Origin of the sequence: Gilliamella sp. wkB7 (assembly GCF_001693435.1) — a bacterium.
In the GTDB taxonomy this organism is placed as follows: Bacteria; Pseudomonadota; Gammaproteobacteria; order Enterobacterales; family Orbaceae; genus Gilliamella; species Gilliamella apicola_N.
On sequence record NZ_CM004509.1, the window covers coordinates 820,184 to 847,003 of the forward strand.

The window sequence follows — 26,820 nt, forward strand, 5'->3', positions numbered from 1 at the left end:
ATTTTTGACAAAATATAAGTTTACAAAGACGTAAAAAACTTGTTGACATATTTAACAAATTACAAATCAATTATTCTACCTCCTAGCAATGTGCTGAAAATGTATATCAATTTGAAAATTTAAAAATTATATAATTGATAATAAAATTTAAATTAAAAAAGACACACAAAATAAGTTAATTTGTTTTATTAAGTTACAAAACAATTAGCATATCGAATCAAGACAATTTACAAATTTATACGACATGAAAATATTCAAGACTTCTTTAAATATTCAAAACAATATATTCTTTCTAAACTAAGTTATGAGGGATATCAATACAAACAGCAATAGAAAAAGGCAAGATATAGAAATCATCCCTGAATATCCATACAGAAAAATGATAATACGAGATAATTTCTATACACTTTTAACATATCGCACATAAATTGGCAATGAAAATAATCAAAAAACTTAATTAATAGTTTATAGTTACCAAAATATCAACCATATTAAAACAAGCTCGGGTTGTTGATAAAAATGTAAAGATTTTAGAAAAATGAATCACCAGAGCTCAATTAAAAATGAAAAACTCCTATCAATTTTATCAAACAGTGGAGCTAACCCTATTAATTAATTTCCGCAACTTTATCACCGGTATTGACAAAATCACCTTCTTTACTAATTAATTTTACGATGCCTTTGCGATGAGCAATAATCTGAACTTCCATCTTCATCGCTTCCATAATACCTATTACATCACTTTCATGGACTTCTTGACCTTCTTTAATAATCCACTTAAAAAGATTTCCTGAAACTGGCGATTTAACAATAGTTTCTGATTGTTCCACATTCTTTAATGAAGTTAATGCTGACTCACTATTCACAGCTAATGACAATCCTGCTAATAATTGTGCAGGCAAACCAATTTTGCAACGTTTACCATCAATTTCGATCACAGTATAGGTCAGAGTAGAATCTTTTATAGGTACCTGCCTCGGCAATGAATCCACCATTGGTATAAACTCTGTTTCAATCCAACGCGTATGTATTTTAAAATCACGACAAAAATCAGGATGTTCTATGATTGCACGATCAAATGGTAAAACACTTGCAACACCTTCAATAGAAAACTCCGCTAATGCACGATGAGCCCTAGCAAGCGCTTGCTCACGGTTATTACCAACAATAATGAGTTTTGCCATAAGTGAATCAAAAGTTGAGGGGATCGTTGAGCCAGTGACAACACCACTATCTAACCGAATGCCAGGCCCCGATGGTACTTCAAACCTTGTAATAGTGCCTGGTTTAGGTAAGAAACCATTAGCTACATCTTCAGCATTAATCCGAAATTCGATAGCATGACCTCGAGGTTTAGGTGTTTCATTAATACTAAGTGGTAATCCTTGTGCTATACGTAATTGTTCTACAACAAGGTCGATTCCGACTGTTTCTTCGGTAACAGGATGTTCTACTTGTAGGCGAGTATTTACTTCAAGAAATGACAATTTACCATCATGACTGAGTAAAAACTCAACGGTTCCAGCACCAACATAATTTGCTTTGGCGCAAATGTTAATTGATGCTTGAATAATTTGTTGTTGCAATTGATCTGATATAAATGGTGCTGGCGACTCTTCAATTAGTTTCTGATTACGCCGTTGCAATGAGCAATCACGCGTTCCTACAACGACAATATGACCTAATTTATCTGCAATGACCTGAGCTTCTATATGACGTGGATTGTGTAAAAATTGCTCTAAAAAACACTCACCACGTCCAAAAGCTGCTGTCGCTTCTCGTACAGCAGAATGGTAAAGTTCTTCAACTTCATCCATTTGCCATGCAACTTTTAAACCACGACCTCCACCACCAAAGGCGGCTTTAATAGCAATGGGTAAGCCATGTTTATGTGCAAATTCAACAACTTCTTTAGCATCGCGTACTGGTTCTTTAGTCCCTTCAACTAACGGAGCCCCGACTTGTATGGCTAGCTGTCGAGCTTTAACTTTATCACCAAGAATATCTATTGTTTCTGGATTCGGTCCAATCCAAATTAATCCTGCTTTTTGAACAGCTTTAGCAAATTCCGATCGTTCGGATAAAAAACCATATCCTGGGTGAACCATAGTAGCTCCCGATCTTTTTGCAATCGCTATAATCTTATCGATATTAAGATAAGTTTCACTCGGCAACTTTCCCGATAATCCATAAGCTTCATCAGCCATTTGAACATGCAGCGCATTAATGTCCGTATCAGCATAAATTGCAATGGATGCAAACTCCATATCACGGCATGCGCGAATAATGCGTACTGCAATTTCACCTCGATTAGCGATGAGTACTCTGTGTGTTACTTTTTTATTATTCTCAAACATGGTCGATATGACTCCCTTCAAATTCTTTAAATATTCCAACAGGATTAAATTTTATTTTAGCATTTATAGGAATTTGTCCTGATAAATCTAAATGATATTTGCATACAGCACCAATAATCGGATACCCACCTGTTAGGGGATGATCATTTAAAAATAGCACAGGTTGTCCATTTGCTGGTATTTGAATTGCACCAATGCATGTACCTTCGCTTGGTAATTCTTGTAACTTATCTCGAGTTAATGAAATATCACCAGATAACCTTAATCCAATACGATTAGAAGCAGGCGTTACCCGCCACAATTGCTCAGTTAATAACTTAATTGCATTAGGCGTAAACCAATCAGTTCTTGGCCCAAGCACAATGTCTAATACCACTACATCACCTGGGCATGGATAGTTTATTGCTGGTGATTCATTCAATGATACAGATGCTTTTATATTTGTTGATTTGATTGCTAATGTTTGCCCAATTGTGATTGGTGGAGGCCCCACTTGTGCCAATGTATCAAATGAACAACTTGTTAAAATAGGTGATACTTGAAAACCACCACGAACAGCCAAATAACTACGCACTCCACATTTAATATTACCAAGTTCAACAGTATCACCTTTTTCTAATAAAATGGGTTGATACATTGGTGCAGTATATTTTTCACCAAGTAATGTCGTGATATTAATGTCACATACCGCTCCAGTGACTGCAATTAACATAGAGCGGTTTATTTGGGTTTTAAAACCACCTTGGGTGATCTCAAGTGCAACTTCATTAATTGGGTTACCAAGCACACGGTTAGCACTATGTAGTGCACTTTTATCCATTGCCCCCGATTCTGAGATTCCTAATGCAGCTTGGCCAATTCGTCCATTGTCCTGAAAAAGAGTTTGTAATCCCGTTGCCAAAACTTTAATATCTTGCTGAGAGTTATTTTTTTCTTCTTTTTTTATCGTTGGTAAATGATATTTGTTAGAAGATTTAGCCGCATCCACAAAATGAACGCGGCTACCTGGTTTAAACAAAGCTGGGTTATCTCGATTTATATCCCAAACTGCAGATTCGGTAATACCAATAAGTTGCCAGCCACCTGGACTTGCTTGAGGATAAACACTACTAAATTCACCAGCTAATGCCACTGAACCAGCTGGAATACGAACTCTAGGCGATTGGCGACGTGGAACATTAAGCTGAGCATGATTTGATACCATATAAGCAAAACCTGGTGCAAAACCACAAAAAGCAACTTGATACTCATTATTAGTATGTCTATTAATTACTTCACTAACTGTTATACCAAGATGATCAGCGACGTATGCCAAATCTTCACCATTATATTTGACACTTATGATAATTAATTCCCCAGAAGGAATTGAACCAGATGTGAGATCAAGAGCACAGATGTTCTTAGCAAGAGTATCGGCATCAGTAAGAATTGGGTTAAAACGGATTAAAACGGTTCGAGCCGCTGGAATGATTTCTTCAATTTTCCAAAATGCTAGATTATTTTGTAGTTGATCAGTTAAAGCCATGGTCTGTTCAAGGCTAGAAAGCTCAACCATAATTGCATCGATATTTACGGGTAAAAATCGCATTTAGTACCTCTAACCTTGTCGGTTATCTAATCCATGATCTCAACAAAAAACTAGTCAAAAATTATTTGTTTGATATAAGTTTATATTTTATCAAACTAACATAATGATTTATCTATCACTTATTTTCGTAAACGAAGTTATGGTAATTCCATTTTGTTGTAATTTTTCTCGAACTTTTTGTGCCATCGCTAATGCACCTTCACTATCACCATGCACACAAATGGAATCTGCCTCAATTGTAACAAACTTCCCTTCAATAGAAGTCACACCGCCATCTCTGACAAGTTGTAACATACGTTCTGCGACTAATTCAGGATCGTGTAATACGGCTCCGGTTTCTTTACGAGAAACTAATGTACCATCAACATGATAAGATCTATCTGCAAAGGCTTCAGCAACCACATGCAAACCCTGCTGTTTTGCCCAACCGATAAGTGGAGAGCCGGCAAGTGCCACTAATATGAGATTAGCATCAATTTGAGAAATAGCATTGATAACTGACATAGCTTGACGTTTATCGTTCGCGATAGTGTTATATAAAGCGCCATGAGGTTTAACATAACTCACTTTTGCACCAATTGATGTTGCTAAACCTTTGAGTGCACCAATTTGATAAATCACATCAGCCGTTAGTTCGTTAGATGCAATGTCCATATTACGTCGCCCAAAGCCAACTAAATCAGGGTAACCTACATGAGCACCTATTGTAACCTTATTAGTTTTAGCTGCTTTTAGGGTGTCTAAAATGGTTACTGGTGAACCTGCGTGAAAACCACACGCAATATTTGCACTGCTGACCACTTGTAACATTGCTTGGTCGTTACCCATTTTCCATTGACCGAAACTTTCACCAAGATCACTATTTAAATCAATAAATTTTTTTACTTTCATATTTAATTTTTACCTTAAATAGTTAAATATGGTTACAATTGACATTGCACCCATATACCAAGTTATCGCACAGACTATAAAACCAGACCATAACAACCAACGTGGATAGTGATATCCAGACATTAAATCAGCACGTTTCCAACCGATAAAAATAAAAATTGTTAAACCCAGTGGTAAAACTAAGCCGTTAAAACCACCAGCGAAAACTAATAATGATACAGGAGCGGCTCCCATAATTAAATAAACAGCTAATGAACAAATAATAAAAATTATTGTCGCTATTTGGCGTTGCCTTATTGTGATAGAAGGTTTAAAAGGAGTAATAAACGTCATTGAAGTATAAGCTGCGCCAATAATACTGGTTAATGCGGCTGCCCATAAAATTAAACCAAATATACGCAACCCCAATTGTCCTAAAGCGGCTTGAAAGGCTTGGGAAGCAGGATTAGCTGCATAGCTTGAGATATCAATGGTAACACCACTGGCTACCACACCTAAAATTGCTAAAAATAAAATATATCGCATCACACCTACAACAATAATTCCTCGTGTTGCTGCGCTTGATACATATTTAATGTTTTCAACTCCCACCATTTTTTTATCAAGCAGACGATGTGCGCCAGCATAAGAAATATATCCGCCAACCGTTCCTCCTACAATAGTGGTAATAGAGGCAAAATCAATACTACTTGGAAAAAGCGTTTCGGTGAATGCTTGCCCGATAGGGGGATGTGCAGCAAATAACACAAATAATGTTAAACTGATCATTAGCAAGCCGAAACCAATCATTAAACGGTCAATAAAATGGCTGGCTTTATGTGATGAAAAGATATAGATCGCCATAAATGCACTGATTGCACCACCCCATTTTGGATCAAGCCCGACTAAAGCATTCAAACCCAATCCTGCACCGGCAATATTACCAATATTAAAAACTAATCCACCAAAAATCACTAATATAGCTAAAATATAGCCACTATAAGGGATTGTCGCATTAGCAATGTCGGAAGAATACATTTTTGTTAATGAAACCACACGCCAAATATTTTGTTGCACTACAAAATCAATGATTATAGAAGCTAAAATACCAAAACCAAAAGCACTACCTAATGTCACTGTAAAGGTAGCTGTTTGCGTGATAAAACCTGGACCAATTGCTGAAGTTGCCATTAAGAAGATCGCACTAATCAAGGAAGATCGACGATTTTTTACAAAGGTTTTAGTATTACTTGTCCGATTTTCCATATATATCTCCTTTAAGCTTGTCTCTACAATTTTTTATGATGATTCTATAATTTTTACAAGCAATTATCATGCCATAGTTTAGTAAAAATTAATGATGATAATTAATTATATTTGTCGTTTTTCAAACAAAACATTAATTAAAATTATAGTGATTCAACCTTAAAAATAACAGTCTTTGCGACTCTAAATAGATGCAAACTGCACCAAAATAATCCATGTAAATACTTTTATAAATTTTAAAATTTTTGATAAAAATGATTAAGATGAATTATTGTAAAGAAGTTTCAGGTTATACATGTGTCTGAGTAAAAAACTCAGTTTTAAATCGCAAAAAGTATCACTAGAAATCGGAAATAGAAAAAATTAGAAAGGTATTTGATTCCCCTTTAGTTATGTTTCAACTAAAGGGGGAGAATTAACATCAAAGCCTATTCACATTAAAGATAACAATATAAAGTACTTGACTAAATTAATACTCTAAAGAAAGTTAATGAAGTAAGAATATAACCACCTGTAATTGCAACACCATAAGGTAACGTAATACCACCCTTTACTTTTTTTAGCCACTTATAGATAATCGCAAAGATTGCCAGAGGTAATCCCAAAAATGTGGTCGCCGCAAAGAAAAACATTACACTACCTACAGGAATAGTTATCAAAAGTACAGTAATTAATTTTATATCTCCAGCACCTACTAATCGACAATAAAACATCAGTAAGCCACAGACTAAAAATATACCGGAAGCACTATAATTTAGTGCTCCCTGACTAAAGGCATAATTTAAAATCGCTAAAGCAAATATAATTATGACAATATAATTTGAAATTATCCGGTATTTTATATCTGTATAACAAGAAATTAACAAACACAACCAAATCGTTAAAATAATAGCGTCGTTAATAAAATCTTGATTAATCATTATTTTACTTGTCCTAAAACATGGTCTTTACCATAAACAGCGTGCATAGCATCCATCAAAAAATCCATTCTCTTCTCATCCCAATCTCGAGTATGACTCGTAGAAGGGTCAAATTTGTGGTAGCTACCTATACCTACGCCAAAAACTTCTCCTCTTTCATTCCAATAGAATAGATGCTGTCTACCACCATCAATTTTAGTCAACACTCCTTGAAGTGGTCTTTGCGCTACTGAAGCTTTGTTTCTGTTATAAAGAATTGATTTTAACCTAGAACTTCCTTTTATACCCCATGTTAAAATACTTTTATGTTTTGTAATAGCTACACATCCACGGAATCGGCAATAAATTGAATAGCCAACCCCATCTTTTTCATCATGAGCATCTTTTCCAATGATAGCTATAGGAGATTCAGTTACATAATATGGGTCATGTCGAATATCTTCACCATCTTTTTCATCAGTTGCATCATCCGCTGCAGCTACAGCATCAGCATCATCATCATCATCACCATCAACCCACTCCTCATCATCATTCTCTTCAAGGGAATTTGGATCAAATTTACCATCAGCTAAATACTTTGTGAACCCCATACCATAAACTTCACCTTCATAGGTTAAATAAGCCATAAAATGCCTGCCGCCAGTAATTTGTTTTATACCTGCACCAGATTTAATACCTGAATTTGATTGTACTAAAGTATTATTAATTCTTATTGGTAGAATGGAATAAAGACAACTTTTTTTATTCTCAGGGCAAAATTTATTACTTACAGTCTCACCCCAAGCATAAATAGTTCCAGCACGTGTAATAGCATAAGCGCTTCGATAACCAACACCCATGATTCTCACTCTATCTCCTTCAAACAAAGAAGAAGGAATCTGCTTTACAGTATTTTTTACTTTTCTATCGTTAAGTCCTGCTTCACCATGAGTACCTCTTCCCCAAACCCAAATTTCACCATTGGCTGTTAAAGCATAAGATGTAAATTCGTTACAATAAATATCGATAACTCTTTTACCAGACAAGACTTTGATGGGCGTCAACACATATGTAGAAGTTGAGAACACGCCACCACTTGCTTCATATTGTAAATTACGACCCCACCCCCACACATCACCATTTTCATCAAGTGCAATAATATGATATCTTCCTGCTGCAACTTGAGTAATAGCAAGCCCTTCTTCAACGAACGTTTGTACTCTCGCTGGCGCACTCCTATAGGGAACGGTTCTAACGCCATTTCCTTGCAAGCCTCTACCTCTATAACCCCAGACCCAAACATCACCGTTTTCAATAGTAACTCCTGTATTCATCAGGTTTATGCGGGTAACAGTCTTAATCCCTGTTTGAGTTGATAATAATATTGCGTCAGTGTCTGAATCGGCTACAGCTGTAAAGCAAAAACAAGCTAAAAATAGCACCATGATTCTTATTAATTTCATTTCATTATTTCTCCTATTTTTACCCTATTAACTTTCAGTTTGATTTTTTTTGATGAATTTCCCTGTTTCAATTTCAATGACTTTATTTATAACATCTGTCAATGACTTCTTATCCTTTGCCTCCATTAAGAATATAGGGTTACCATTCATACATTTTGTAAACCACTTACCGAACTCAGCCTCATATTCAGCATCCGTAGTCAAATTACTAGCATTAGGATTTAATTTTATATAGTAAATAATTGCACTTTTAGCAAGACTTTTAATATAACCTCGATCAAAGTTCTGTTTGTCTCTTAACCCTGCTGTTATTGCCTGACAAACACCTTTATCTAAAAAATTATCTCTAAGAACATCAGCACCCTTATCGTCTTTACCATCACTAATAATAATCATAATTTTATTATTACCATTACTTTCAGCGATTACAGGTACAGTTCTTAATAGTGCCGTCATAGTGTCTGTACCTCCGCCAGGTTTCCAATTTATCTTTTTTAGACTTGTTAAAATATTATTATTATGATCTTTATCATTACTAAAAGGGATTAAATGTGGTGTGGATTGAAATTTCGCAACATATTTTGCATCCCCAATTTCCCTATATATATCATCAGTTACTTTTTTCACACCAATCATTTTTTCATTCATAAGATTATTACTATATAACGGTGATTGACACATGCCCATAAAAGGTGAAAATTCTGCAATTACTGGTGAGATAGGACGCTCAAATGTTATAGTATTTCTTTCCATATCACTAAATAGAGTATTAATTGTACCTTCTATATCTACTGTTTTACTGTTGGCAAATGAATAATGCACATCGTCATAATCCCCTGAGAACATATAATCAAATAGTTGAACCACTTTAGCATATTCACTATGTATGAGGCCTCTATTATGTTCTGGCTGATCATTTATATCTTTACCACAAGCATACTGATGTAATCCATATTCCGCGCGATCTTGATTACGAGTTCTCTCAGTACATAAACCCTCATCGACTAATGCTTTATTACTACCATATTCTAAACCTAACGCTGGTCCAATGATATGTGCATAATAATTATAATAAGAACTATCCATGAAGTAAGTTAGTAATTTTCTATGGTTAGGAAAGTAGTTATCTGTGTTAGAATAATCGGTAATAACATTATCTTTTTTCAGTTTACTCCAGTACGTAAATGCAACATTCTTGTTTGCCCAAAAATTGTAATTAACAGAATTATAAGGTTCTTTCATTTTATACATAACAGAACATTTATAATTTTCTCCCCCTGCTGCATTCTTAGTTTGGCTTTCTACGGGCACACCGATATCATAAGGTACTAATGCAAATTGATATTGTGAATAATCCTTATATTTTTCAATAATGTCTTCTATGGCATCTTTCATATAGTCAAGACGTCTCTGAGCATTATTATTTGGAGAATAATCATTACAGTTTACATCACTATATTGGCATGTTGATGAAGCAGAAAAATCGCTGATAAAAACGAAATCAAATGAATCATAAATAAGATATTTTCTAGTATTACCATAGCTTTCTGTCTTATTACCCACAACAACAGGTTTAGGTTTTTCATACTCATTATGTTTAATCTCAGTAAATTCATTAAATCGTTGGTTATATGCGATATAATACTCATGTCTATCTTCGTCATAATCAACATTAATTTCAGAACCTGGTCTTAATAAATTTGCATCTGTCTTAGAGTCATCACCTATTTCTTTTGAAAGGAAATAATTAATATAATTCAATGCTAATTTTCGATTTTGCTTTTTTGCTTCATCATTGATATTTTTATTATCTATAGCTATCACTGCTAATGATGCTTCATTAGTAGCTTCAGAAATCATAGCCCGATTACGCATAGTGTAAGCTTGATTAATTGAAAATGCCATACATGTAAATATAACAGGAAGCATAATTGCCATAGATATAGCGATTGCCCCAGAAGTACACTTTAAAAAAGAATCTTCATGATTTTTTTTAATTAATTGGCTATTGTTGTCCATATTTTCCTCTCGAAAGTGCATTTAATTATAAGTAGGGCAAACACTTGAATCGTTACAACGTGACAATACAACAACATCACTACATAAATTTGGCACAATGCCACCAGAACCTTGTCTATTAGAATTTACCCATTTTAAGTAAAGACTTTCTTCATTAACAATACACATAGAAACTCGATATAAAGGAATCCAACGCCCTGTTAGCCTAATTGATGAATCTACCAATTTTGGAACATATGGAGCGAGTTGTTGGTAATTATTTGAAGGTTTATCCATAGCTGGTAATGAATCAAAATGACTTCTAATTGAGTTATTACTGCAGCTACCATTCGAACAAGATAGTAAATTTTTGCCAAAAGTCACTAATTTAGCTTTTTCCAAATCCCCTTGATTATTAGGATCTTGTAAAATAAATAGTGCTTCTATCTTTAAAGCAACTTCACGATTATTCAATAATGAACTTGCTAAGTTACTCATCTCATTAACTTGCTGTGAATCAAATAACTCACTAGAAACATAACAATTCCATCGATCGGAACATAAATCTGCACTATAAACCTCACCATCAGTCTTTACTCTATCTTTATATAAAGTTGATCTTTCACGAAAAACAGATGCAACAGTATAATTTGCCCGTTCTAATTTATTTTGTAACATAATAGTTGTGTATACATCATAAATAATGAAGACTGTTAAAAAAAACAATAAGAAACAAAATGCAAACTCAATTGATAATGCCCCATTTTTATTATGGAAAAAGTTTTTTGAATATTTCATCATTACTAATTTCCTTTGTATTCCATTTCACTTTTAATAAACTCACGATAAACGACAGTTTTTCTTGTTAAAGCTGTGTTAAGAAACCCAAAAAATTCAGTAAAAATAACTAAATATTGATATTTCAAATCAAATAACAATATATGAGTTTCATCGGTAAGAGTTGTTTGACACCTGTCATTGATAACATCATTCACTTCCTTGCAATACTTTACAGTAACATTAAAATGACCAGGTTCAGCGATATAAGGCCATAGAGGAACTTCAGTTTGAACTAAATTTTCTATTTTCTCAGCATAATCGTCTTGTTCAGTAATGGCTGCTTGTCTTGTTATTTCAGTCGTCATTAAATCTAAAGCCGAGCCAATAATCATAATTCGGCTAAACTCAAGCGCTATGAAAAAAAGGATAATTAAAAACGGAAAAATAATAGTAAATTGTATTGAAACAACTCCATTTTTTTGACGAAAAAACAATCCTATATATTTCAACATAATTTTTTCTCTACGTTGCATTAAAAATTATCTTTCTTTTTCCTTAATAATGAAAAAAAAGCTTTCTGTTGTTTATTATCCATTGTTTTATTGCCAATAATAGCTGCAGCTATTTCTCTTATTTCAGCACTATCATTTGCTTTCTTAAATTTACCAATATTCGGAATAAATTTACGTGTGAAGTCAATTTTCTGCTCTAAAAAATCCTCAATATCCGAATCACGTAAAGCATTTTTTTTATCATAAGGAACATCATCATTTAGACAAATTAAAAAACGCTTATTGAGTAAATCAAAATTTGTAGCACTAGCACGCGCAATTTCTGTTAACATCTTCTTAGCCACTTTAATAGAGTAGGGATCTCTATTTATTACAATAAAAATAATATTAGAAAATGTTATAATTTCTTCAAAATGTTTAAACGATGAAGCTAACCCCATATTTTGATCAATAATAGTAATATTGAATTCTCCAGAATTAAGGTCTTTATAGTTCCATGCTTTTTCGTTAGTTTCTACTTTAACCTGTAAAGAGTGTCCAACATCAATTAATGAACCATCATCAGGTATTGGCATTTCAAATAAAAAATCTGCATTAGAGCTTGTTGTAGCACCTTGTATATAAAGAAGTGGATAATTTGTTAAATCACTAATTTTCTTAAGAGTATGAACAACCAATGATGAAGTTCCAATTCCTCCTTTACAACCTAAGAAAGTAATAACACTTCCCACTCTCTGACTTGAACCCGGAGGGGTCATACTTCTTTTATGTAAAATATCAGGAATTTTTTCTAATTGGCTATTTTCCAATAAGAAATATATCCCTTTTTTTAATAAAAATTCAGAAAATTGAATTGAATCGTAACTCCCAACTAGTACTGTTGTTGCTTGAATAGGAATACAACGATTAATATTTTCTGATATTTGCTCTGCATCGTCAGCATTTTGGATATCTACAATAATTGCATCAAATTGATTCCAACTTGGTGTTTCTTTCAATTCAGATAATGCTAATGAAATAATCTCCATACCCAATATATTATATAGAAATAGTACAGAACGAACTTTTTCAATCAATTCAGTTCTTTTACTAACAATAGCTACCTTATAGCCAGATATTCGTCCAACAACATATTCTTGTGAAGCAGTATTTGCTGATGAATCTGTATCTTTTTTATTACCAAATAATTGCATAAGAATCCCAATAACCTTTTATTCAATAAAGCCCATATCATTAATAAATTTTTCACTTTCGTTAGAAGCTGGTACTGTCTTTTTTCTTTGCTTATCAAGATTGTTTTTAATATTAAAGAAACTATTAATTACATCAGTCCGCTCTATAGTTGGTAATTCAATACTATCAAAACTACTTTTTGGTGTTACCAAATTAACTGTTGCAAAAACTATCATCTCGGATTTAGAACGACTCGTTGTTGAACTTCTCGCTAGTGCTCCTAAAATTGGAATATCACTAATAAAAGGAAGACGAGATAATTGCTCCTGATCACTTTCATTAATTAATCCCGCAATGACAAAACTATCACCATCAGATAAATCAATTGTGGATTTTGTTCTTCGAGAAGACAACGTAGGAATATTATAGTTATTAAAAGCATACGAACCCGAAACTGAACTCACTTCATTTTCCATGAACAATCTTATACGTTTATCATTATTTACTTTCGTACTAATATTCAACTTAATACCGTATTCTTTATAAGTAACATTAGCATCACCATCTTTGTTTTTAGTTACAATAGGTATCTCACCTCCGACTAAAAATGATGCACTTTCACCAGAAAGTACAGATAAATTAGGTTGTGCTAATACTTTCGCTAAACGATCATTTTTTACAGCACGAATCATAGTGGTAATATTATGTATATTCAGTCCTTTTCTTATACCCAATAGCGAAAACTCACCAATAGAGTTGATAGCAGATCCATTACCCATCATACTATCCAAAGTTAAACTTTGCCATTCAATCCCTAGTGAATCAGTAAAATCCTTACTTACTTCAACAAAGGTCAATTGTACGTTAACCTGATATTCTTGGAGCACTCTAATATTATCAATTATATTACTGTAAGTATAATAATCTTGAAATGTAAGATATTGACTACCAGATGATCCTCCTGAGCCATTACTGTATTCCTGCCTTATTCGTTCGGCATTTTGCCCAATTGAAGATCCTATAAGTGCCAAAATTTTACCTTTTGTTGTTGTATCTGGCGCAGTACCACTTAACACATACACAAATCTATTATTTGCATCACCACTATCATAACGATCGATTGTTATACTGCTATTTGGGAAATTTTGCGCAAGTCTATTTGTAATTTGATATAAAAGTGGATCGACATTAATAGTATCATTAATAATGATATTATTATCACTATCATAAACAATTAAACTTGCTCTACCGTTTGACTTTCCATAAATAATTAATGATTTACCTTCAATAACCTCATAGTTTGCAACACTATCTTGGCTAATAAATACTGTGCCAACATTTTCAGGTAACACAAGTGTTTTACTTTGTCCGATCTGTAAATTATGAATATTAGCAAAAGCCAACGAAGAGAAGCCAATCGATAATAAGCAGATGATAGGTTTGATCATATTAATAATTGATTTAGTTCTTATTAGCATTCTTAGTTACCTTTTAACGTATTAATTCGTGTCCCTGAAAAAATATCTTTTTCAGATAGAGGCCAATTTTTTTCTTTATCTTTTAAAAGACGTAATCCATCTCCAACATTTTTTTTGAAAGTACTTGGATACATAATAATTGTAGAGTTCGTCATTAATGTTCTTAATAATTTAATTTCCTGATTCGAAAGTTCTAATTGAACTTGAGCAACGTTATTTTTGTTATAACTTTTATCCATCTCTTGTTCTACGTCAAAAAATAAAATTTTCTTTCCGACAATAATTGGTTTTAGACGATTTTTAACGAAATCACGACTAGGTGAAACTAGCTTATCTTCCCGATTTCTCGCTACTTTATCTGTTTCATCACCATAAAAAACATAAAGATCAACGAGATCGCCACCTTTAAGATTTTTCATTAAATAAGAATCCATTGGATCTATTGTAAATGGAAACATATAATTGCCATCTTTTAATGCTAATATCACATAATCTTCTGAATTTGGGGATGCAATAAGACTTTCTTCAATTATAGTATCTTTTGCAATATGATTTCTTACTACATGGGCATCAATTTCAGCCGCACTAGTTATAAATTTAGGTCTTTCTTTATTGATAGCAACTTCAATTGACTTGAAATAATAATCATCTTTTGTCAAGATTGTTTTTTTATCAATATCATGTTTTGCTATTGCAACATTAATAACCTCGGTTTTAGGTTCTTCCTTTTTAGGAGGTTCAATGACAACTGTTTGATTGTCTGGTGTAACAGTTGGAGGGGCCGACTTAGTAAAAAGTAAGGCAAGTCCCACAACTATCATGGCTAAATATAAAACAATTAATTTTTTATCTTTCATGCAAACTCCACTCCGTACTATATTATTTTTTTACTTTTTCCGTTGCACTTATTTCTTTTCTAAATAAAAATCGAATGCAAAACAGTGAGTTTTTCCTTTAGAATTAGATCCAACATAAAAATCTTTCACTGTTGATTTTTGTTTAGTTTTTATTTTAAGAATTAATGTTTTTTCAGCGGTTAAGGTCCCTGTAATAGCAGCAAAATCGCGGTCACTACCAGAAATACGTTTGATAATAGGATTAATTCCTTCGGCAGGTAATGACACATCATAAAATGATAACTTAAATTCCGTTGGAGAAATTTTTTCAACTGAATAATTTTTCTTACTCAATTTATTCTCTGTTTCGAAAGTAATCCTACTAAACTTTGCATGTTCCCCAGAACGAACCGTTAATATAGTGGACTGAGTAGATGTGGTTTGTTTGGTTTGTTTCGCAGAAACAGATGGAACATTTGTTACTAAGTTAGTCGTCGTTGATGAATCCTTTTCATCTAATTTAGACATATTAGATAATTTAGCATTGATGCTTGATTTAGCTGGGGTAACTGATTTAGCTGTTTTTATTGATTTAGTTGCGTTTTTATCTTTAATAGTAATGTCTGTTTTTGTATTAGATGCTAGCTGTTCCGCAGCTTTTTCAATTGTATATTGTTTTTGGTTATCACTTTGTGATGGTTTAACTTCATTAAATTTTATAGCATCTATTGGTTCAATTTGTCTCAACTCTTGAATTAAAATATCTGGTTCATTAGATAGTCTATGAGCAATACAAAATGATTTAGCCAATTGCATTTTATCCAATTTTACTAATGTAAAAAGTAGATTATGAAGAATGGTTTGATCACGATATCCTTTAGTGTATAAAATATTGAGCTGTTTATAAGCTTCACTATATTCTTTATTTAATATCGATAACATCGCTAAATTATTAGTTACTTTATTTTCATCATAAAAGTTTTCTCTAGCTTCATGAAATGCAAAACGTGCGGCATCATATTGTCTTTTTTTAAGTAAAACAATACCTTTTACATTATACGCTTCTCCATTTTTACTATCGATTTCAATCGCTCTATTTAAATATTCCAATGCTGTGTCATTATGACCCAGTCTAGATTCAACGTGACCATATAGAATAAGAATACCATCATTTTTAGTATTTTTTATTACAGGCTCCAAAACCCTTTTCACCGCATTAAAATCATTAGAAAGATAATAAGCTTTAGCAAGTTTATGTCTTGTATCTTCTGTATCTTCATGTTTCAAGCGCTGTTTATAAATTTCAATTAGACCACCATAATTCTTCGTTGTTTCGTTAATATAAATTTTCTGTTGTTCATTCATATCATACTTTAATGTACTATTTTGACACCCAACAACAAAAAATAACATCGAACATACAACCATAAATTTTGGCTCTAATAATCTACTTGATTTACAGCATCTTGAAAAATAATTCATTATCTCTACATCCTATTAAACGTTGACACAATACTCATAAAAACAGGCCCTGCAATAATTACAAGAACTGGTGCTAGAAAAAATACCATCGTTGGAATAGTCAATTTAGCTGCAAGTGCAGCGATCTGTTCCTCTATCGTTAATCTCTGCATCTCTCGCATCTCAGCTGCTAAATCTAGCAAAGTATCATAAATTGAGTTACCATAACTAATACTTCTTCTTAATGTTACACAAAACATTCTCATTTCTTTGCTGGGCACTTCTCGTTGAATTAGATCAATTGAAAGTTCAATACCATTAACGTCCATCATTAAACAAGCTCTTTCTAGAATGGCTGCGATATCTTTATTGATCGGTTTCACTCTTGTACTTAAATATCGAAAACAACTCTCGACTGTCATACCAGATCTAACCATAATCGCCATCATATCAATAACCAAAGGTAAATCTCGTGAAACCATTTTGATCTTTCTATTTGTTTGCTTTTTAACAAGAATATCCGGAATGATAATGACGCAAACAACAATTAATACCAATAAAATTAATAAGATATTTGAATTAACTTCAATTAATTGAAAGATCTGATTAATCAAATAAAATATTGAAAAGACAATAATAACAGAATATATTCTCCAGCTATTTTTTTCCTGATAACTCCTTAAAAAACTAATTGTTACACTATTTTTTGCAACAATTTTTTCAAAAGCAACATTTTTTTCATTTACATTTTTTTTAGAAGCATTTCTTTCTGGATTTTCATTATTCAATAATAAACCAATCTTTTCTTTGTTTCGAAATAGCGAATAGGTAATAAACAACTGTCTACAGCCTATAATGATAAGCAAAAATGAGATTGATATATATAATAAGATATTCATAATTTAAACTATTTTATTAATCCAACTTTTGATAATTAGAAAACCAATAACAACACTTCCTATAACATAGTAAAGAATATAATGACCGCCATCAGTGTTGCTTAAAATATTATAATTTTCTTCTGATACAAGCTTGAGTATTCCGATAAAGCAAAAAGGCATAGCACCTAAAATCCACATAGTCATTCTTAATTCAGCGGTTTTGCCATCTCTAGTTTTTGCCATAATTCGATTATCAGTTAACATTTTACCTAATCGACTAAAAATTTCTTTTAATTCCCCCCCACTGTCAAGATTAACCATTACTGTCAAAATAAAAAAGTAATATTCAGGAAACGGGAGTTGAAGATAAGAATTGATTAAAACATTTTCAACGCTATCTCCTACTTCTAATCTATCACTAACTTCTTTTAATGTTTTGCCAACAACGCCTTCAATAGAATTTCCACAAGTTTTAAAAGTTGTTGATATTGCGTAACCAGAAGCAATAAGACCAGTTATAATATTTAGTGCCTCTGGAAAATTTGAATAAAAATCAGCTTTAAGTCTTTTTTTCCTGAAAATACAAATGACAGCAATAGTAAACATAAGACTAAAAGGGATTACAACGTAATTATCGTAACCTAGATATTTCTTATTTAAAAAAATACCAGCAATAGTTCCAGCTAAAATATAGATAAATGTTCTAGATTTAGATTCTCCAGACATTAGCAGTCGAAAATTAAATTTAAGCCAAGTATTAATACCAAACAGAACATGATCTGAAAAAGATTTTTCTCGACCAGCAATTTGGCTTTCAAGCAAACTCAATAATGATACACTTTTAGGTTCAACACTATAGAAAACCTGTAAACGCTCTCTACGACGACGTAATACAAAAAGATTTATAATTGCAGCAAAAATGAGAGCTATCGAAAGTATAAAAATCATGATTCAATACCCATTGCATTTAGCATCAGTTTTTCTAAAATATCTGACATTTCATAATATTGAGCACTCTCATAAAGAGCCGAACGTTTAACTAAACCATTACAGACAAATTCACCTTGAATTTTCCCATAAGGATCCCTTTCGTCATTAACGCGAAATTCAAACACATCTTGAGTAACAATATTACCTGACTCTAATCCAACAATTTCAGTGATACTCATTACTTTTCGTTGACCATCTGGAAGACGAGAGACCTGAATAATAAAATTTACAGATGAGCTAATATAACGCTTAATTGCAACAATAGGTAATTCAGACTGTGCCATTATGATCATACTTTCCAAACGCGCTAATGCATCTTTAGCAGTATTAGCATGGAGTGTTGACATTGAACCACTATGACCTGTGTTCATTGCTTGTAACATTTCAAACGCTTCTTCACCACGGCATTCGCCCAAAATAATTCGGTCAGGTCTCATACGTAGAGCATTAACTAAAAGATCTCGCATGGTTACTTTGCCACGCCCATCTTCACCACCGCTTTTAGTTTCCATTCTAACTACATGTTCTTGTTGGAGCTTTAGTTCTGCTGCGTCTTCAAGTGTAATGGTACGTTCATGTTCACCGATAAATCCAGAAAGAGCATTAAGCATCGTTGTTTTACCAGATCCTGTCCCTCCTGATATAATAATATTCATCCGACAACGAGCAGCTATCACTAAAAAATTAGCCATATGTTCGTTCAATGAACCGAATTTGATTAAATCGTGAAATGTTCGGTGACCATTACCAAATTTACGAATTGACATTGATGTACCATCAATGGCTATTGGAGGAATAACAACATTAAGACGACTTCCATCAGGCATTCTTGAGTCGACTAAGGGATGTGATTCATCGATATTTTTACCGACTTTATTTACTAAACGTCTCGCAATATCAAGTAGCTGTCGTTCACTAATAAAAAATTTATCGGTTTTACTAAGAATTCCTGCTCGTTCAATATAAATACTATTAGGCCCATTTACTAAAATATCATTGACAGTTTCATCTTTCATCAAAGAATCAATTGGCCCATAACCCACAATTTCATCACAAATCATACCTGCTAATACATTTGATTCATCAGCTGTAATATAAGCACTGCCTGAATTAATGATATCTCTGATTATAGTTTGAATTTCACGTAAAACTCGATTAGGCTCTTTTTTAAATTGATCAATTAAATCAAGATCTAGAACTTGAAATACCAAATCACGAACCTTTCCCCACTCATTAGAAAACTTAAATTGTTCATTAGCCATAGCGTTTTTGTTTGAGCCCCTAACCAACAAAAGCTACTCGCAAATATATTGTATTAGCAACTTTTATCTTATAAATTGAAACGATAACAAACTATCCTATATCAATTTCTATTTTATAGAAAAAGAGATATTAGAATAAATAACCAAACATTGCTAATTAAGCAATGATCCTTTTTAATTTAAATTCCAATAAACCAAATACATTCTCAAAATATTATAAATTGTATAGTATTCTTCATTGAAACAATCAAAAAACACAGCAAAAGCACTTATAATAATTCGCCCTGTTTTGTTTACATTTTTTTTAAAATTAATTTACTTTATCATCATAAAGTTTTTGCATTATATGCGAATTAATATAATTTTGCTAGTGTTAAATGTAAATTTTCTTTAATTTTTTTCTGTGAGAAATAATAAAAAAAACATATAGTTAATGAAATATAATTATTACAACATTTTGTAATTAGTAAATTAATATACTAAATAATGTTTAAAAAATATCAATTAATTATCTAATTATTGAAAAATGATATTTTTTTACTAAAAAATTAGCTAAATAATTAAAAGAGTAAAACATTAAATATCTAACATATTTTGAATTTAAAAATTTAACCAATATGACACTTAAACTAATAAAACCAGAATTTAAACTTTTTCTACTAACTATTTCAATTATTTACAAGGTTTATCTTATTACTTTAATAATTACAAACTAAAATAATAAACCGCCCCTTTGCAAAGGGGGGTTTATATCAGAATAGCAATTAAAAACTATTAATTAACCAACAATGCTAGTTAATTTACTTTGTAATGAACTAAATACATTCCATAACATATTACGAACAGGGCCAGTATCTTTGTTAAAGACAATTAAAAGCACGGATGAAACACCTGCAGCAACAATTGCATATTCAATTGCCGTTACACCACGTTCATTTTTGATAAATTTACCTGCAAAACTTCTTACTTGTGCGCGAACTGCTGATAAGTACATCATAATAACTCTCTCCTTTAATATTTACATTTTTTTTAAACTGTTTTATCTTTCTTATCAGAAAGTTTTCACATTATATGCAGTTTTATATGAATTTACCAGCCCAAAATGCAATTTTATTGTAAATTTTTAATATTCAATATAACAAAAGCATAAACAATACGATGAAAGATAAAAAAATAATTTATAACTAATATTTTAATAATCAATATAAAGACAATTTACTCATTAGATATTTTGCCAAAAACGCCATTAAATTTTTTTAGGCCATGACAGAAAAAAGAAAGTAACCTGGAGGTGAGTCATAAAATTACTTAAAGTTCAATTATAAATAACTGAAAACTCAAGATCTGAATCAAGTTAACAGCAAATATTAACCCATTTTACTAACCGTTAAAAATATCGGTTTTATTATTGACAATGTTTTTATTACTTGCAGTAATAAAAAGCCAAAATAATAAACCACCCCTTTGCAAAGGAGTGGTTTACATCAGAATAGCAATTAAAGACTATTAATTAACCAATGATGCTAGTTAATTTACTTTCTAATGAACTAAATACACTCCATAACATATTACGAACAGGACCATTATCTTTGTCAAAGATAACCAAAAGCACGGATGAAATACCCGCAGCAATAATTGCATATTCAATTGCAGTTACACCACGTTCATTTTTGATAAATTTGCCTGCAAAACTTCTTACTTGTGCGCGAACTGCTGATAAGTACATCATAATAACTTTCTCCTTAAATATTTACATTATTTTTAAATTTCCTTATCTTTCTTATCAGAAAGTTTTCGCATTATATGCAGTTTTATATAAACTTACCAGCCCAAAATGCAATTTTATTGTAAATTTTTAATATTCAATATACCAAAAGCATAAACAATACAATGAAAGATAAAAAAATAATTTATAACTAATATTTTAATAATCAATATAAAGACAATTTACTCATTAGATATTTTGCCAAAAACGCCATTAAATTTTTTAGGCCATGACAGAAAAAAGAAGGCAACCTGAGGGTGAGTCATAAAATTACTTAAAGTTCATTTATAAGTAACTGAAAACTCAAATCAAGTTAACAGCAAATATTAACCCATTTCACTAACCGTTAAAAATATCGGTTTTATTATTAACAATGCTTTTATTACTTGTAGTAATAAAAAGCCAAAATAATAAACCACCCCTTTATAAAGGAGTGGTTTATATCAGAATAGCAATTAAAAACTATTAATTAACCAACAATGCTAGTTAATTTACTTTGTAATGAACTAAATACATTCCATAGCATATTACGAACAGGACCAGTATCTTTGTTAAAGACAACTAGAAGCACGGCTGAAACACCTGCAGCAACAATTGCATATTCAATTGCAGTTACACCACGTTCATTTTTGATAAATTTGCCTGCAAAACTTCTTACTTGTGCGCGAACTGCTGATAAGTACATCATAATAACTCTCTCCTTCAATATTTACATTTTTTTTAAACTGTTTTATCTTTCTTATCAGAAAGTTTTCGCATTATATGCGGTTTTATATAAAATTACCAGTCCAAAATGCAATTTTATTGTAAATTTTCATACAAGCCCAACAAACCGTTAGTCATGTGATAAAAAATAAATCTTCAAAATCAACATGTTAATAAATTAAATATTTTAATCACTTTTTTTAATAATCAATATAAAGGCAACTTAACATTAAATGTTTCGTTAAAACACCATTAATTTTTTGAAGCGAATAAGAGGGAGAAAAAAATACAACCTGGTGTGACTCATAAAATTACTTATTATTCAATTATAAATAATTGAAGTTTCAAGGCTCGAATCAAGATATTAACAAACATTAACGTGTTCGGCTTCGTTAAAAATATCTGCTTTTGTTATTGGTAATGTTTATTTATTGCCTGCTGCAATAACAAATCACCCTAAAAAAATTAATCACTCCTTTATAAAAGAGTGATTAATATCAGAATAGCAATTAAAGACTATTAATTAACCAACAATGCTAGTTAATTTACTTTGTAATGAACTAAATACATTCCATAACATATTACGAACAGGACCAGTATCTTTGTTAAAGACAACTAGAAGCACGGCTGAAACACCTGCAGCAACAATTGCATATTCAATTGCAGTTACACCACGTTCATTTTTGATAAATTTGCCTGCAAAACTTCTTACTTGTGCGCGAACTGCTGATAAGTACATCATAATAACTCTCTCCTTCAATATTTACATTTTTTTAAACTTTTTTATCTTTCTTATCAGAAAGTTTTCACATTATATGCAGTTTTACATAAAATTACCAGTCCAAAATGCAATTTTATTGTAAATTTTTAATATTCAATATAACAAAAGCATAAACAATACGATGAAAGATAAAAAAATAATTTATAACTAATATTTTAATAATCAATATAAAGACAATTTACTCATTAGATATTTTGCCAAAAACGCCATTAAATTTTTTAGGCCATGACAGAAAAAAGAAGGCAACCTGAGGGTGAGTCATAAAATTACTTAAAGTTCATTTATAAGTAACTGAAAACTCAAATCAAGTTAACAGCAAATATTAACCCATTTCACTAACCGTTAAAAATATCGGTTTTATTATTAACAATGCTTTTATTACTTGTAGTAATAAAAAGCCAAAATAATAAACCACCCCTTTATAAAGGAGTGGTTTATATCAGAATAGCAATTAAAAACTATTAATTAACCAACAATGCTAGTTAATTTACTTTGTAATGAACTAAATACATTCCATAACATATTACGAACAGGACCAGTATCTTTGTTAAAGATAAGTAAAAGTACGGATGAAACACCTGCAGCAACAATTGCATATTCAATTGCAGTTACACCGCGTTCATTTTTGATAAATTTGCCTGCAAAACTTCTTACTTGTGCGCGAACTGCTGATAAGTACATCATAATAACTCTCTCCTTCAATATTTACATTTTTTTTAAACTGTTTTATCTTTCTTATCAGAAAGTTTTCACATTATATGCAGTTTTATATAAACTTACCAGCCCAAAATGCAATTTTATTGTAAATTTTTAATATTCAATATACCAAAAGCATAAACAATACAATGAAAGATAAAAAAATAATTTATAACTAATATTTTAATAATCAATATAAAGACAATTTACTCATTAGATATTTTGCCAAAAACGCCATTAAATTTTTTAGGCCATGACAGAAAAAAGAAGGCAACCTGAGGGTGAATCATAAAATTACTTAAAGTTCATTTATAAATAACTGAAAACTCAAGATTCAAATCAAGTTAACAGCAAATATTAACCCATTTCACTAACCGTTAAAAATATCGGTTGTATTATTGACAATGCTATTATTACTTGTAGTAATAAAAAGCTAAAATAATAAACCACCCCTTTGCAAAGGAGTGGTTTATATCAGAATAGCAATTAAAAACTATTAATTAACGTATAACACTCATTAATTTATCATCTAATGCAATAAACAAAAAAGCCAACATATTACGAACAGGACCATTATCTTTACCAAAGATAATCAAAAGCACAGCTGAAAGACCTGCAGCAACAATTGCATATTCAATTGCAGTTACACCGCGTTCATTTTTGATAAATTTGCCTGCAAAATTTCTTAATTGCGCACGAACTGCTGATAAATACATCATAATAACTCTCTCCTTAAATATTTACATTATTATCAATCTGTTTTACTTTTCTTATCATAAAGTTTTCATATTATATGCAGTTTAATATAAATTTACCAGCATAACCGCAATTTTATTTATTTTTTTATATTAATCTACAAAAAGCACGAACAATGCAATGAAAGGTAAAAAATAGTTTATAATCAATATTTTAACAAGTTAATACATTTTAACCTTTTTAAAAAATTAAAATAAAAAATAATTTACTAATTAAATAATTTGCTAAAACATCATTAAATTTTTTAAAGTCAGAAAGAAAAAGAGGTAACTTAGATATGAGTTATAAAATTGCTTAAAGTTCAAGTATAAATAACTGAAAATTCAAGATTCAAATCAAGATAGCAGCGAATATTAACTCATTTTAATAACCGTTAAAATATCGGTTTTATTATTGACAATGTTTTGTTATTAAGTGCAACAATAACCAACCAACCTAACACAATAAACCACCCCGTTCTAAAAGGGATGGTTCATATCAAAATAACAATTAAAGATTGCTAATTAAGAAATAATACTAGTTAATTTACTTTGTAATGAACTAAACACATTCCATAACATATTACGAACAGGACCTGTATCTTTATTAAAGATAAGTAAAATTACAGATGAAACACCTGCAGCAACAATTGCATATTCAATTGCAGTTACACCACGTTCATTTTTGATAAATTTGCCCGCAAAACTTCTTACTTGTGCGCGAACTGCTGATAAGTACATCATAATGATTCTTTCCTTTAGTATTTACATTTATTTTAATATTAATTTACTTTCATTTTAGAAAGTTTTTACATTATATGTTTGTTAAAATAAATTTACCAGCAAAAGCGCAAATTTATTTGAATTTTTTTTAAAATTGAATGATAGGAAAAAGCGGTAACTAAATTATGAATTATAAAATTGGAAATAATTCAAATATAAAAGAATGAAAATACAATATTTGAATAAATATAGAGAGAATAATAGCGTTTTGGACTAAAAACGTTTGTAATATATATTTTACTATTTGCAACATTTTATGTCATAAGTTAAAGTGGTGTTTAACTTCTCCTAAATAATAAACCACCCTCGGTTATAGAGGTGTGGTTATTATTAATAATATTACTTATGAATGAATAACACTCTCCAGTCTGAATTTCAAGTTATCAAATAAATCCTCTAGCATTATAAAAACAGGACCACCGTTTCCCCTGAAGATAACCAGAATCACACTGGAAACACCTGCCGCAACGATTGCATATTCAATTGCAGTTACACCATATTCATTCTTAATAAATTTGCTTGTGAAATTTCTTATTTGTGCACGGATTGCTGCTAAATACATCATAATAACTTTCTCCTTAATATTTACATTATTCTAACCTTTATTAATTACTCTTTACAGAATTTAACAAATTATATGCTGTTTCATATAAATTTGCTAGATGCAAATATAATTTTTTTGTTAAATTTATATTAAATATAGCTTGTTAAATAATAGTAAATAAAAGAAATCTTAACAGAGAAATAAATTGTTAAACATATGAATAATAATAATAAAATAAAAAATTATATTGAATGTTTGATAATTAAAAAAAGAAAATTGAAACTTTATAAGTTCAAATAGCTATATTAAAAATTTGGGCTTATCTCCTATACTGTAATTTATATCTATTTTAATACTTATAATAAGTTAAAATTGTAAAATCAAAATTAAATGATAGTACTAAATTTATGCTTTAGTTTATTAAATAATTCAGTTAAAGCTTTTTTAACTGGATCATCATCACACAAAATACCTGAAATTATCATTGTAATTCCTGATGTATAATTGAATATTCAATTGTATACATACCACGTTCGTTTTTTTAAATTTAGTTTCTAATGGATTTTAGTTGATTAAAAATTGCTGATATATCCATAATAATAATGCTCCATTTACTGGCTTACATTTTATTTTCTCTAGTGTTATTTTTTAAGTTTGATGATAATTACTGTAAAGTTACTAAAGATAATTAATCCAAGATTATAGAAATATTTGGAGGGATAAAAAAAGATATATAATTATAAAATTAAAGGTAATTTTTGTCAGATATAAATGTTAAGTTTCAACATGATTGATACTACATATATAATGTATTAATGATTAGTTTAACCAAATTCCGTTAAAAAGTAGATAGACTAGTTCCTTTTATAAGGAGGTTTATTCGATATTGGATATTTGTAGGTGAAGAATTGGAGCGGGAAACGAGGTTCGAACTCGCGACCTCAACCTTGGCAAGGTTGCGCTCTACCAACTGAGCTATTCCCGCTTATTGGAATACT

Annotated in this window: 24 protein-coding genes and 1 tRNA gene; all 25 read right to left on the reverse strand. The window is 31.0% G+C overall.

Features of this window, described 5'->3' with window-relative positions; all coding sequences use genetic code 11:
* Positions 1-608: 608 nt before the first annotated feature.
* Entirely contained in the window at positions 609-2,357 is a 1,749-nt protein-coding gene (locus tag A9G17_RS03510; RefSeq protein WP_065737524.1) for an acetyl/propionyl/methylcrotonyl-CoA carboxylase subunit alpha, read from the reverse strand.
* Positions 2,350-3,945 carry a 5-oxoprolinase subunit B/C family protein gene (locus A9G17_RS03515; RefSeq protein ID WP_065737525.1) on the reverse strand — a complete coding sequence of 532 codons (1,596 nt, stop codon included), beginning with the start codon at positions 3,943-3,945 and terminating at the stop codon, positions 2,350-2,352. The genes A9G17_RS03510 and A9G17_RS03515 overlap by 8 nt, the downstream gene beginning before the upstream one ends.
* Positions 3,946-4,053: 108 nt before the next feature.
* Complete coding sequence (locus A9G17_RS03520; protein WP_065737526.1) at positions 4,054-4,836, reverse strand: LamB/YcsF family protein; 783 nt, start codon at positions 4,834-4,836, stop codon at positions 4,054-4,056.
* A gap of 9 nt (positions 4,837-4,845) precedes the next feature.
* Positions 4,846-6,081, reverse strand: coding sequence for an NRAMP family divalent metal transporter (locus tag A9G17_RS03525; protein WP_065737527.1), 1,236 nt, complete (start codon positions 6,079-6,081; stop codon positions 4,846-4,848).
* Between the two features lie 464 nt (positions 6,082-6,545).
* Positions 6,546-7,001: a prepilin peptidase gene (locus A9G17_RS03530; protein ID WP_065737528.1), complete on the reverse strand. Its 456-nt coding sequence runs from the start codon at positions 6,999-7,001 to the stop codon at positions 6,546-6,548.
* Entirely contained in the window at positions 7,001-8,314 is a 1,314-nt protein-coding gene (locus A9G17_RS03535; protein WP_176714248.1) for an RCC1 domain-containing protein, read from the reverse strand. Before A9G17_RS03535 ends, A9G17_RS03530 begins: the two co-directional genes overlap by 1 nt.
* A gap of 156 nt (positions 8,315-8,470) precedes the next feature.
* Positions 8,471-10,462 (reverse strand): VWA domain-containing protein, encoded by a 1,992-nt coding sequence (locus A9G17_RS03540; RefSeq protein WP_065737530.1) that lies wholly within the window; start codon positions 10,460-10,462, stop codon positions 8,471-8,473.
* Between the two features lie 21 nt (positions 10,463-10,483).
* On the reverse strand, positions 10,484-11,242 hold the full coding sequence (tadF, locus tag A9G17_RS03545; RefSeq protein WP_065737531.1) for a tight adherence pilus pseudopilin TadF: 759 nt from the start codon (positions 11,240-11,242) through the stop codon (positions 10,484-10,486).
* Between the two features lie 2 nt (positions 11,243-11,244).
* Positions 11,245-11,733: a TadE/TadG family type IV pilus assembly protein gene (locus A9G17_RS03550; protein ID WP_172398260.1), complete on the reverse strand. Its 489-nt coding sequence runs from the start codon at positions 11,731-11,733 to the stop codon at positions 11,245-11,247.
* A 20-nt stretch (positions 11,734-11,753) separates the two neighbouring features.
* The gene (locus A9G17_RS03555) at positions 11,754-12,926 is read right to left on the reverse strand and encodes a CpaE/TadZ family protein (RefSeq protein WP_065737533.1); all 1,173 of its coding nucleotides are present in this window, start codon (positions 12,924-12,926) and stop codon (positions 11,754-11,756) included.
* Positions 12,927-12,944: 18 nt separating this feature from the next.
* Positions 12,945-14,384: a type II and III secretion system protein family protein gene (locus A9G17_RS03560; protein ID WP_065737534.1), complete on the reverse strand. Its 1,440-nt coding sequence runs from the start codon at positions 14,382-14,384 to the stop codon at positions 12,945-12,947.
* 2 nt (positions 14,385-14,386) lie between these two features.
* Positions 14,387-15,241 (reverse strand): CpaB family protein, encoded by an 855-nt coding sequence (locus tag A9G17_RS03565; protein ID WP_065737535.1) that lies wholly within the window; start codon positions 15,239-15,241, stop codon positions 14,387-14,389.
* Between the two features lie 48 nt (positions 15,242-15,289).
* A complete protein-coding gene (locus tag A9G17_RS03570) occupies positions 15,290-16,702 on the reverse strand; it encodes a tetratricopeptide repeat protein (RefSeq protein WP_065737536.1) in 1,413 nt (470 codons plus the stop codon).
* Between the two features lie 5 nt (positions 16,703-16,707).
* Complete coding sequence (locus A9G17_RS03575) at positions 16,708-17,580, reverse strand: type II secretion system F family protein (protein WP_081301658.1); 873 nt, start codon at positions 17,578-17,580, stop codon at positions 16,708-16,710.
* A gap of 3 nt (positions 17,581-17,583) precedes the next feature.
* Positions 17,584-18,510 (reverse strand): type II secretion system F family protein, encoded by a 927-nt coding sequence (locus tag A9G17_RS03580; RefSeq protein WP_065737538.1) that lies wholly within the window; start codon positions 18,508-18,510, stop codon positions 17,584-17,586.
* Positions 18,507-19,814 (reverse strand): TadA family conjugal transfer-associated ATPase, encoded by a 1,308-nt coding sequence (locus tag A9G17_RS03585; protein WP_081301659.1) that lies wholly within the window; start codon positions 19,812-19,814, stop codon positions 18,507-18,509. The genes A9G17_RS03580 and A9G17_RS03585 overlap by 4 nt, the downstream gene beginning before the upstream one ends.
* Positions 19,815-20,592: 778 nt before the next feature.
* Positions 20,593-20,811: a Flp family type IVb pilin gene (locus A9G17_RS03590; protein WP_065737539.1), complete on the reverse strand. Its 219-nt coding sequence runs from the start codon at positions 20,809-20,811 to the stop codon at positions 20,593-20,595.
* Positions 20,812-21,324: 513 nt separating this feature from the next.
* A complete protein-coding gene (locus A9G17_RS03595) occupies positions 21,325-21,543 on the reverse strand; it encodes a Flp family type IVb pilin (protein WP_065737540.1) in 219 nt (72 codons plus the stop codon).
* 505 nt (positions 21,544-22,048) lie between these two features.
* Entirely contained in the window at positions 22,049-22,267 is a 219-nt protein-coding gene (locus A9G17_RS03600; RefSeq protein WP_065737541.1) for a Flp family type IVb pilin, read from the reverse strand.
* A 540-nt stretch (positions 22,268-22,807) separates the two neighbouring features.
* Positions 22,808-23,026 (reverse strand): Flp family type IVb pilin, encoded by a 219-nt coding sequence (locus A9G17_RS03605; protein ID WP_065737541.1) that lies wholly within the window; start codon positions 23,024-23,026, stop codon positions 22,808-22,810.
* A 504-nt stretch (positions 23,027-23,530) separates the two neighbouring features.
* Entirely contained in the window at positions 23,531-23,749 is a 219-nt protein-coding gene (locus tag A9G17_RS03610; RefSeq protein WP_065737542.1) for a Flp family type IVb pilin, read from the reverse strand.
* Positions 23,750-24,261: 512 nt separating this feature from the next.
* Positions 24,262-24,480: a Flp family type IVb pilin gene (locus A9G17_RS03615; RefSeq protein ID WP_065737543.1), complete on the reverse strand. Its 219-nt coding sequence runs from the start codon at positions 24,478-24,480 to the stop codon at positions 24,262-24,264.
* A gap of 540 nt (positions 24,481-25,020) precedes the next feature.
* Positions 25,021-25,239, reverse strand: a complete 219-nt coding sequence (locus A9G17_RS03620) for a Flp family type IVb pilin (RefSeq protein ID WP_065737544.1) — start codon at positions 25,237-25,239, stop codon at positions 25,021-25,023.
* 382 nt (positions 25,240-25,621) lie between these two features.
* The gene (locus tag A9G17_RS03625; RefSeq protein ID WP_065737545.1) at positions 25,622-25,843 is read right to left on the reverse strand and encodes a Flp family type IVb pilin; all 222 of its coding nucleotides are present in this window, start codon (positions 25,841-25,843) and stop codon (positions 25,622-25,624) included.
* 888 nt (positions 25,844-26,731) lie between these two features.
* Positions 26,732-26,807: transfer RNA gene (locus A9G17_RS03630), tRNA-Gly, on the reverse strand.
* Positions 26,808-26,820 lie beyond the last annotated feature (13 nt).

Excerpts from the sequence above, each read along its gene's own strand:
- A9G17_RS03625 (WP_065737545.1), bottom strand. The coding sequence starts at position 25,843 with ATGATGTATTTAGCAGCAATCCGTGCACAAATAAGAAATTTCACAAGC.
- A9G17_RS03575 (WP_081301658.1), bottom strand. The coding sequence starts at position 17,580 with ATGAATATCTTATTATATATATCAATCTCATTTTTGCTTATCATTATA.
- A9G17_RS03580 (WP_065737538.1), bottom strand. The coding sequence starts at position 18,510 with ATGATTTTTATACTTTCGATAGCTCTCATTTTTGCTGCAATTATAAAT.
- A9G17_RS03570 (WP_065737536.1), bottom strand. The coding sequence starts at position 16,702 with ATGAATTATTTTTCAAGATGCTGTAAATCAAGTAGATTATTAGAGCCA.
- A9G17_RS03605 (WP_065737541.1), bottom strand. The coding sequence starts at position 23,026 with ATGATGTACTTATCAGCAGTTCGCGCACAAGTAAGAAGTTTTGCAGGC.
- A9G17_RS03555 (WP_065737533.1), bottom strand. The coding sequence starts at position 12,926 with ATGCAATTATTTGGTAATAAAAAAGATACAGATTCATCAGCAAATACT.
- A9G17_RS03530 (WP_065737528.1), bottom strand. The coding sequence starts at position 7,001 with ATGATTAATCAAGATTTTATTAACGACGCTATTATTTTAACGATTTGG.
- A9G17_RS03525 (WP_065737527.1), bottom strand. The coding sequence starts at position 6,081 with ATGGAAAATCGGACAAGTAATACTAAAACCTTTGTAAAAAATCGTCGA.
- A9G17_RS03620 (WP_065737544.1), bottom strand. The coding sequence starts at position 25,239 with ATGATGTACTTATCAGCAGTTCGCGCACAAGTAAGAAGTTTTGCGGGC.
- A9G17_RS03560 (WP_065737534.1), bottom strand. The coding sequence starts at position 14,384 with ATGCTAATAAGAACTAAATCAATTATTAATATGATCAAACCTATCATC.
- A9G17_RS03565 (WP_065737535.1), bottom strand. The coding sequence starts at position 15,241 with ATGAAAGATAAAAAATTAATTGTTTTATATTTAGCCATGATAGTTGTG.
- A9G17_RS03510 (WP_065737524.1), bottom strand. The coding sequence starts at position 2,357 with ATGTTTGAGAATAATAAAAAAGTAACACACAGAGTACTCATCGCTAAT.
- A9G17_RS03515 (WP_065737525.1), bottom strand. The coding sequence starts at position 3,945 with ATGCGATTTTTACCCGTAAATATCGATGCAATTATGGTTGAGCTTTCT.
- A9G17_RS03610 (WP_065737542.1), bottom strand. The coding sequence starts at position 23,749 with ATGATGTACTTATCAGCAGTTCGCGCACAAGTAAGAAGTTTTGCAGGC.
- A9G17_RS03520 (WP_065737526.1), bottom strand. The coding sequence starts at position 4,836 with ATGAAAGTAAAAAAATTTATTGATTTAAATAGTGATCTTGGTGAAAGT.
- A9G17_RS03590 (WP_065737539.1), bottom strand. The coding sequence starts at position 20,811 with ATGATGTACTTATCAGCAGTTCGCGCACAAGTAAGAAGTTTTGCAGGT.
- A9G17_RS03550 (WP_172398260.1), bottom strand. The coding sequence starts at position 11,733 with ATGTTGAAATATATAGGATTGTTTTTTCGTCAAAAAAATGGAGTTGTT.
- tadF (WP_065737531.1), bottom strand. The coding sequence starts at position 11,242 with ATGATGAAATATTCAAAAAACTTTTTCCATAATAAAAATGGGGCATTA.
- A9G17_RS03535 (WP_176714248.1), bottom strand. The coding sequence starts at position 8,314 with ATGAATACAGGAGTTACTATTGAAAACGGTGATGTTTGGGTCTGGGGT.
- A9G17_RS03595 (WP_065737540.1), bottom strand. The coding sequence starts at position 21,543 with ATGATGTACTTATCAGCAGTTCGCGCACAAGTAAGAAGTTTTGCAGGC.
- A9G17_RS03540 (WP_065737530.1), bottom strand. The coding sequence starts at position 10,462 with ATGGACAACAATAGCCAATTAATTAAAAAAAATCATGAAGATTCTTTT.
- A9G17_RS03585 (WP_081301659.1), bottom strand. The coding sequence starts at position 19,814 with ATGGCTAATGAACAATTTAAGTTTTCTAATGAGTGGGGAAAGGTTCGT.
- A9G17_RS03600 (WP_065737541.1), bottom strand. The coding sequence starts at position 22,267 with ATGATGTACTTATCAGCAGTTCGCGCACAAGTAAGAAGTTTTGCAGGC.
- A9G17_RS03615 (WP_065737543.1), bottom strand. The coding sequence starts at position 24,480 with ATGATGTATTTATCAGCAGTTCGTGCGCAATTAAGAAATTTTGCAGGC.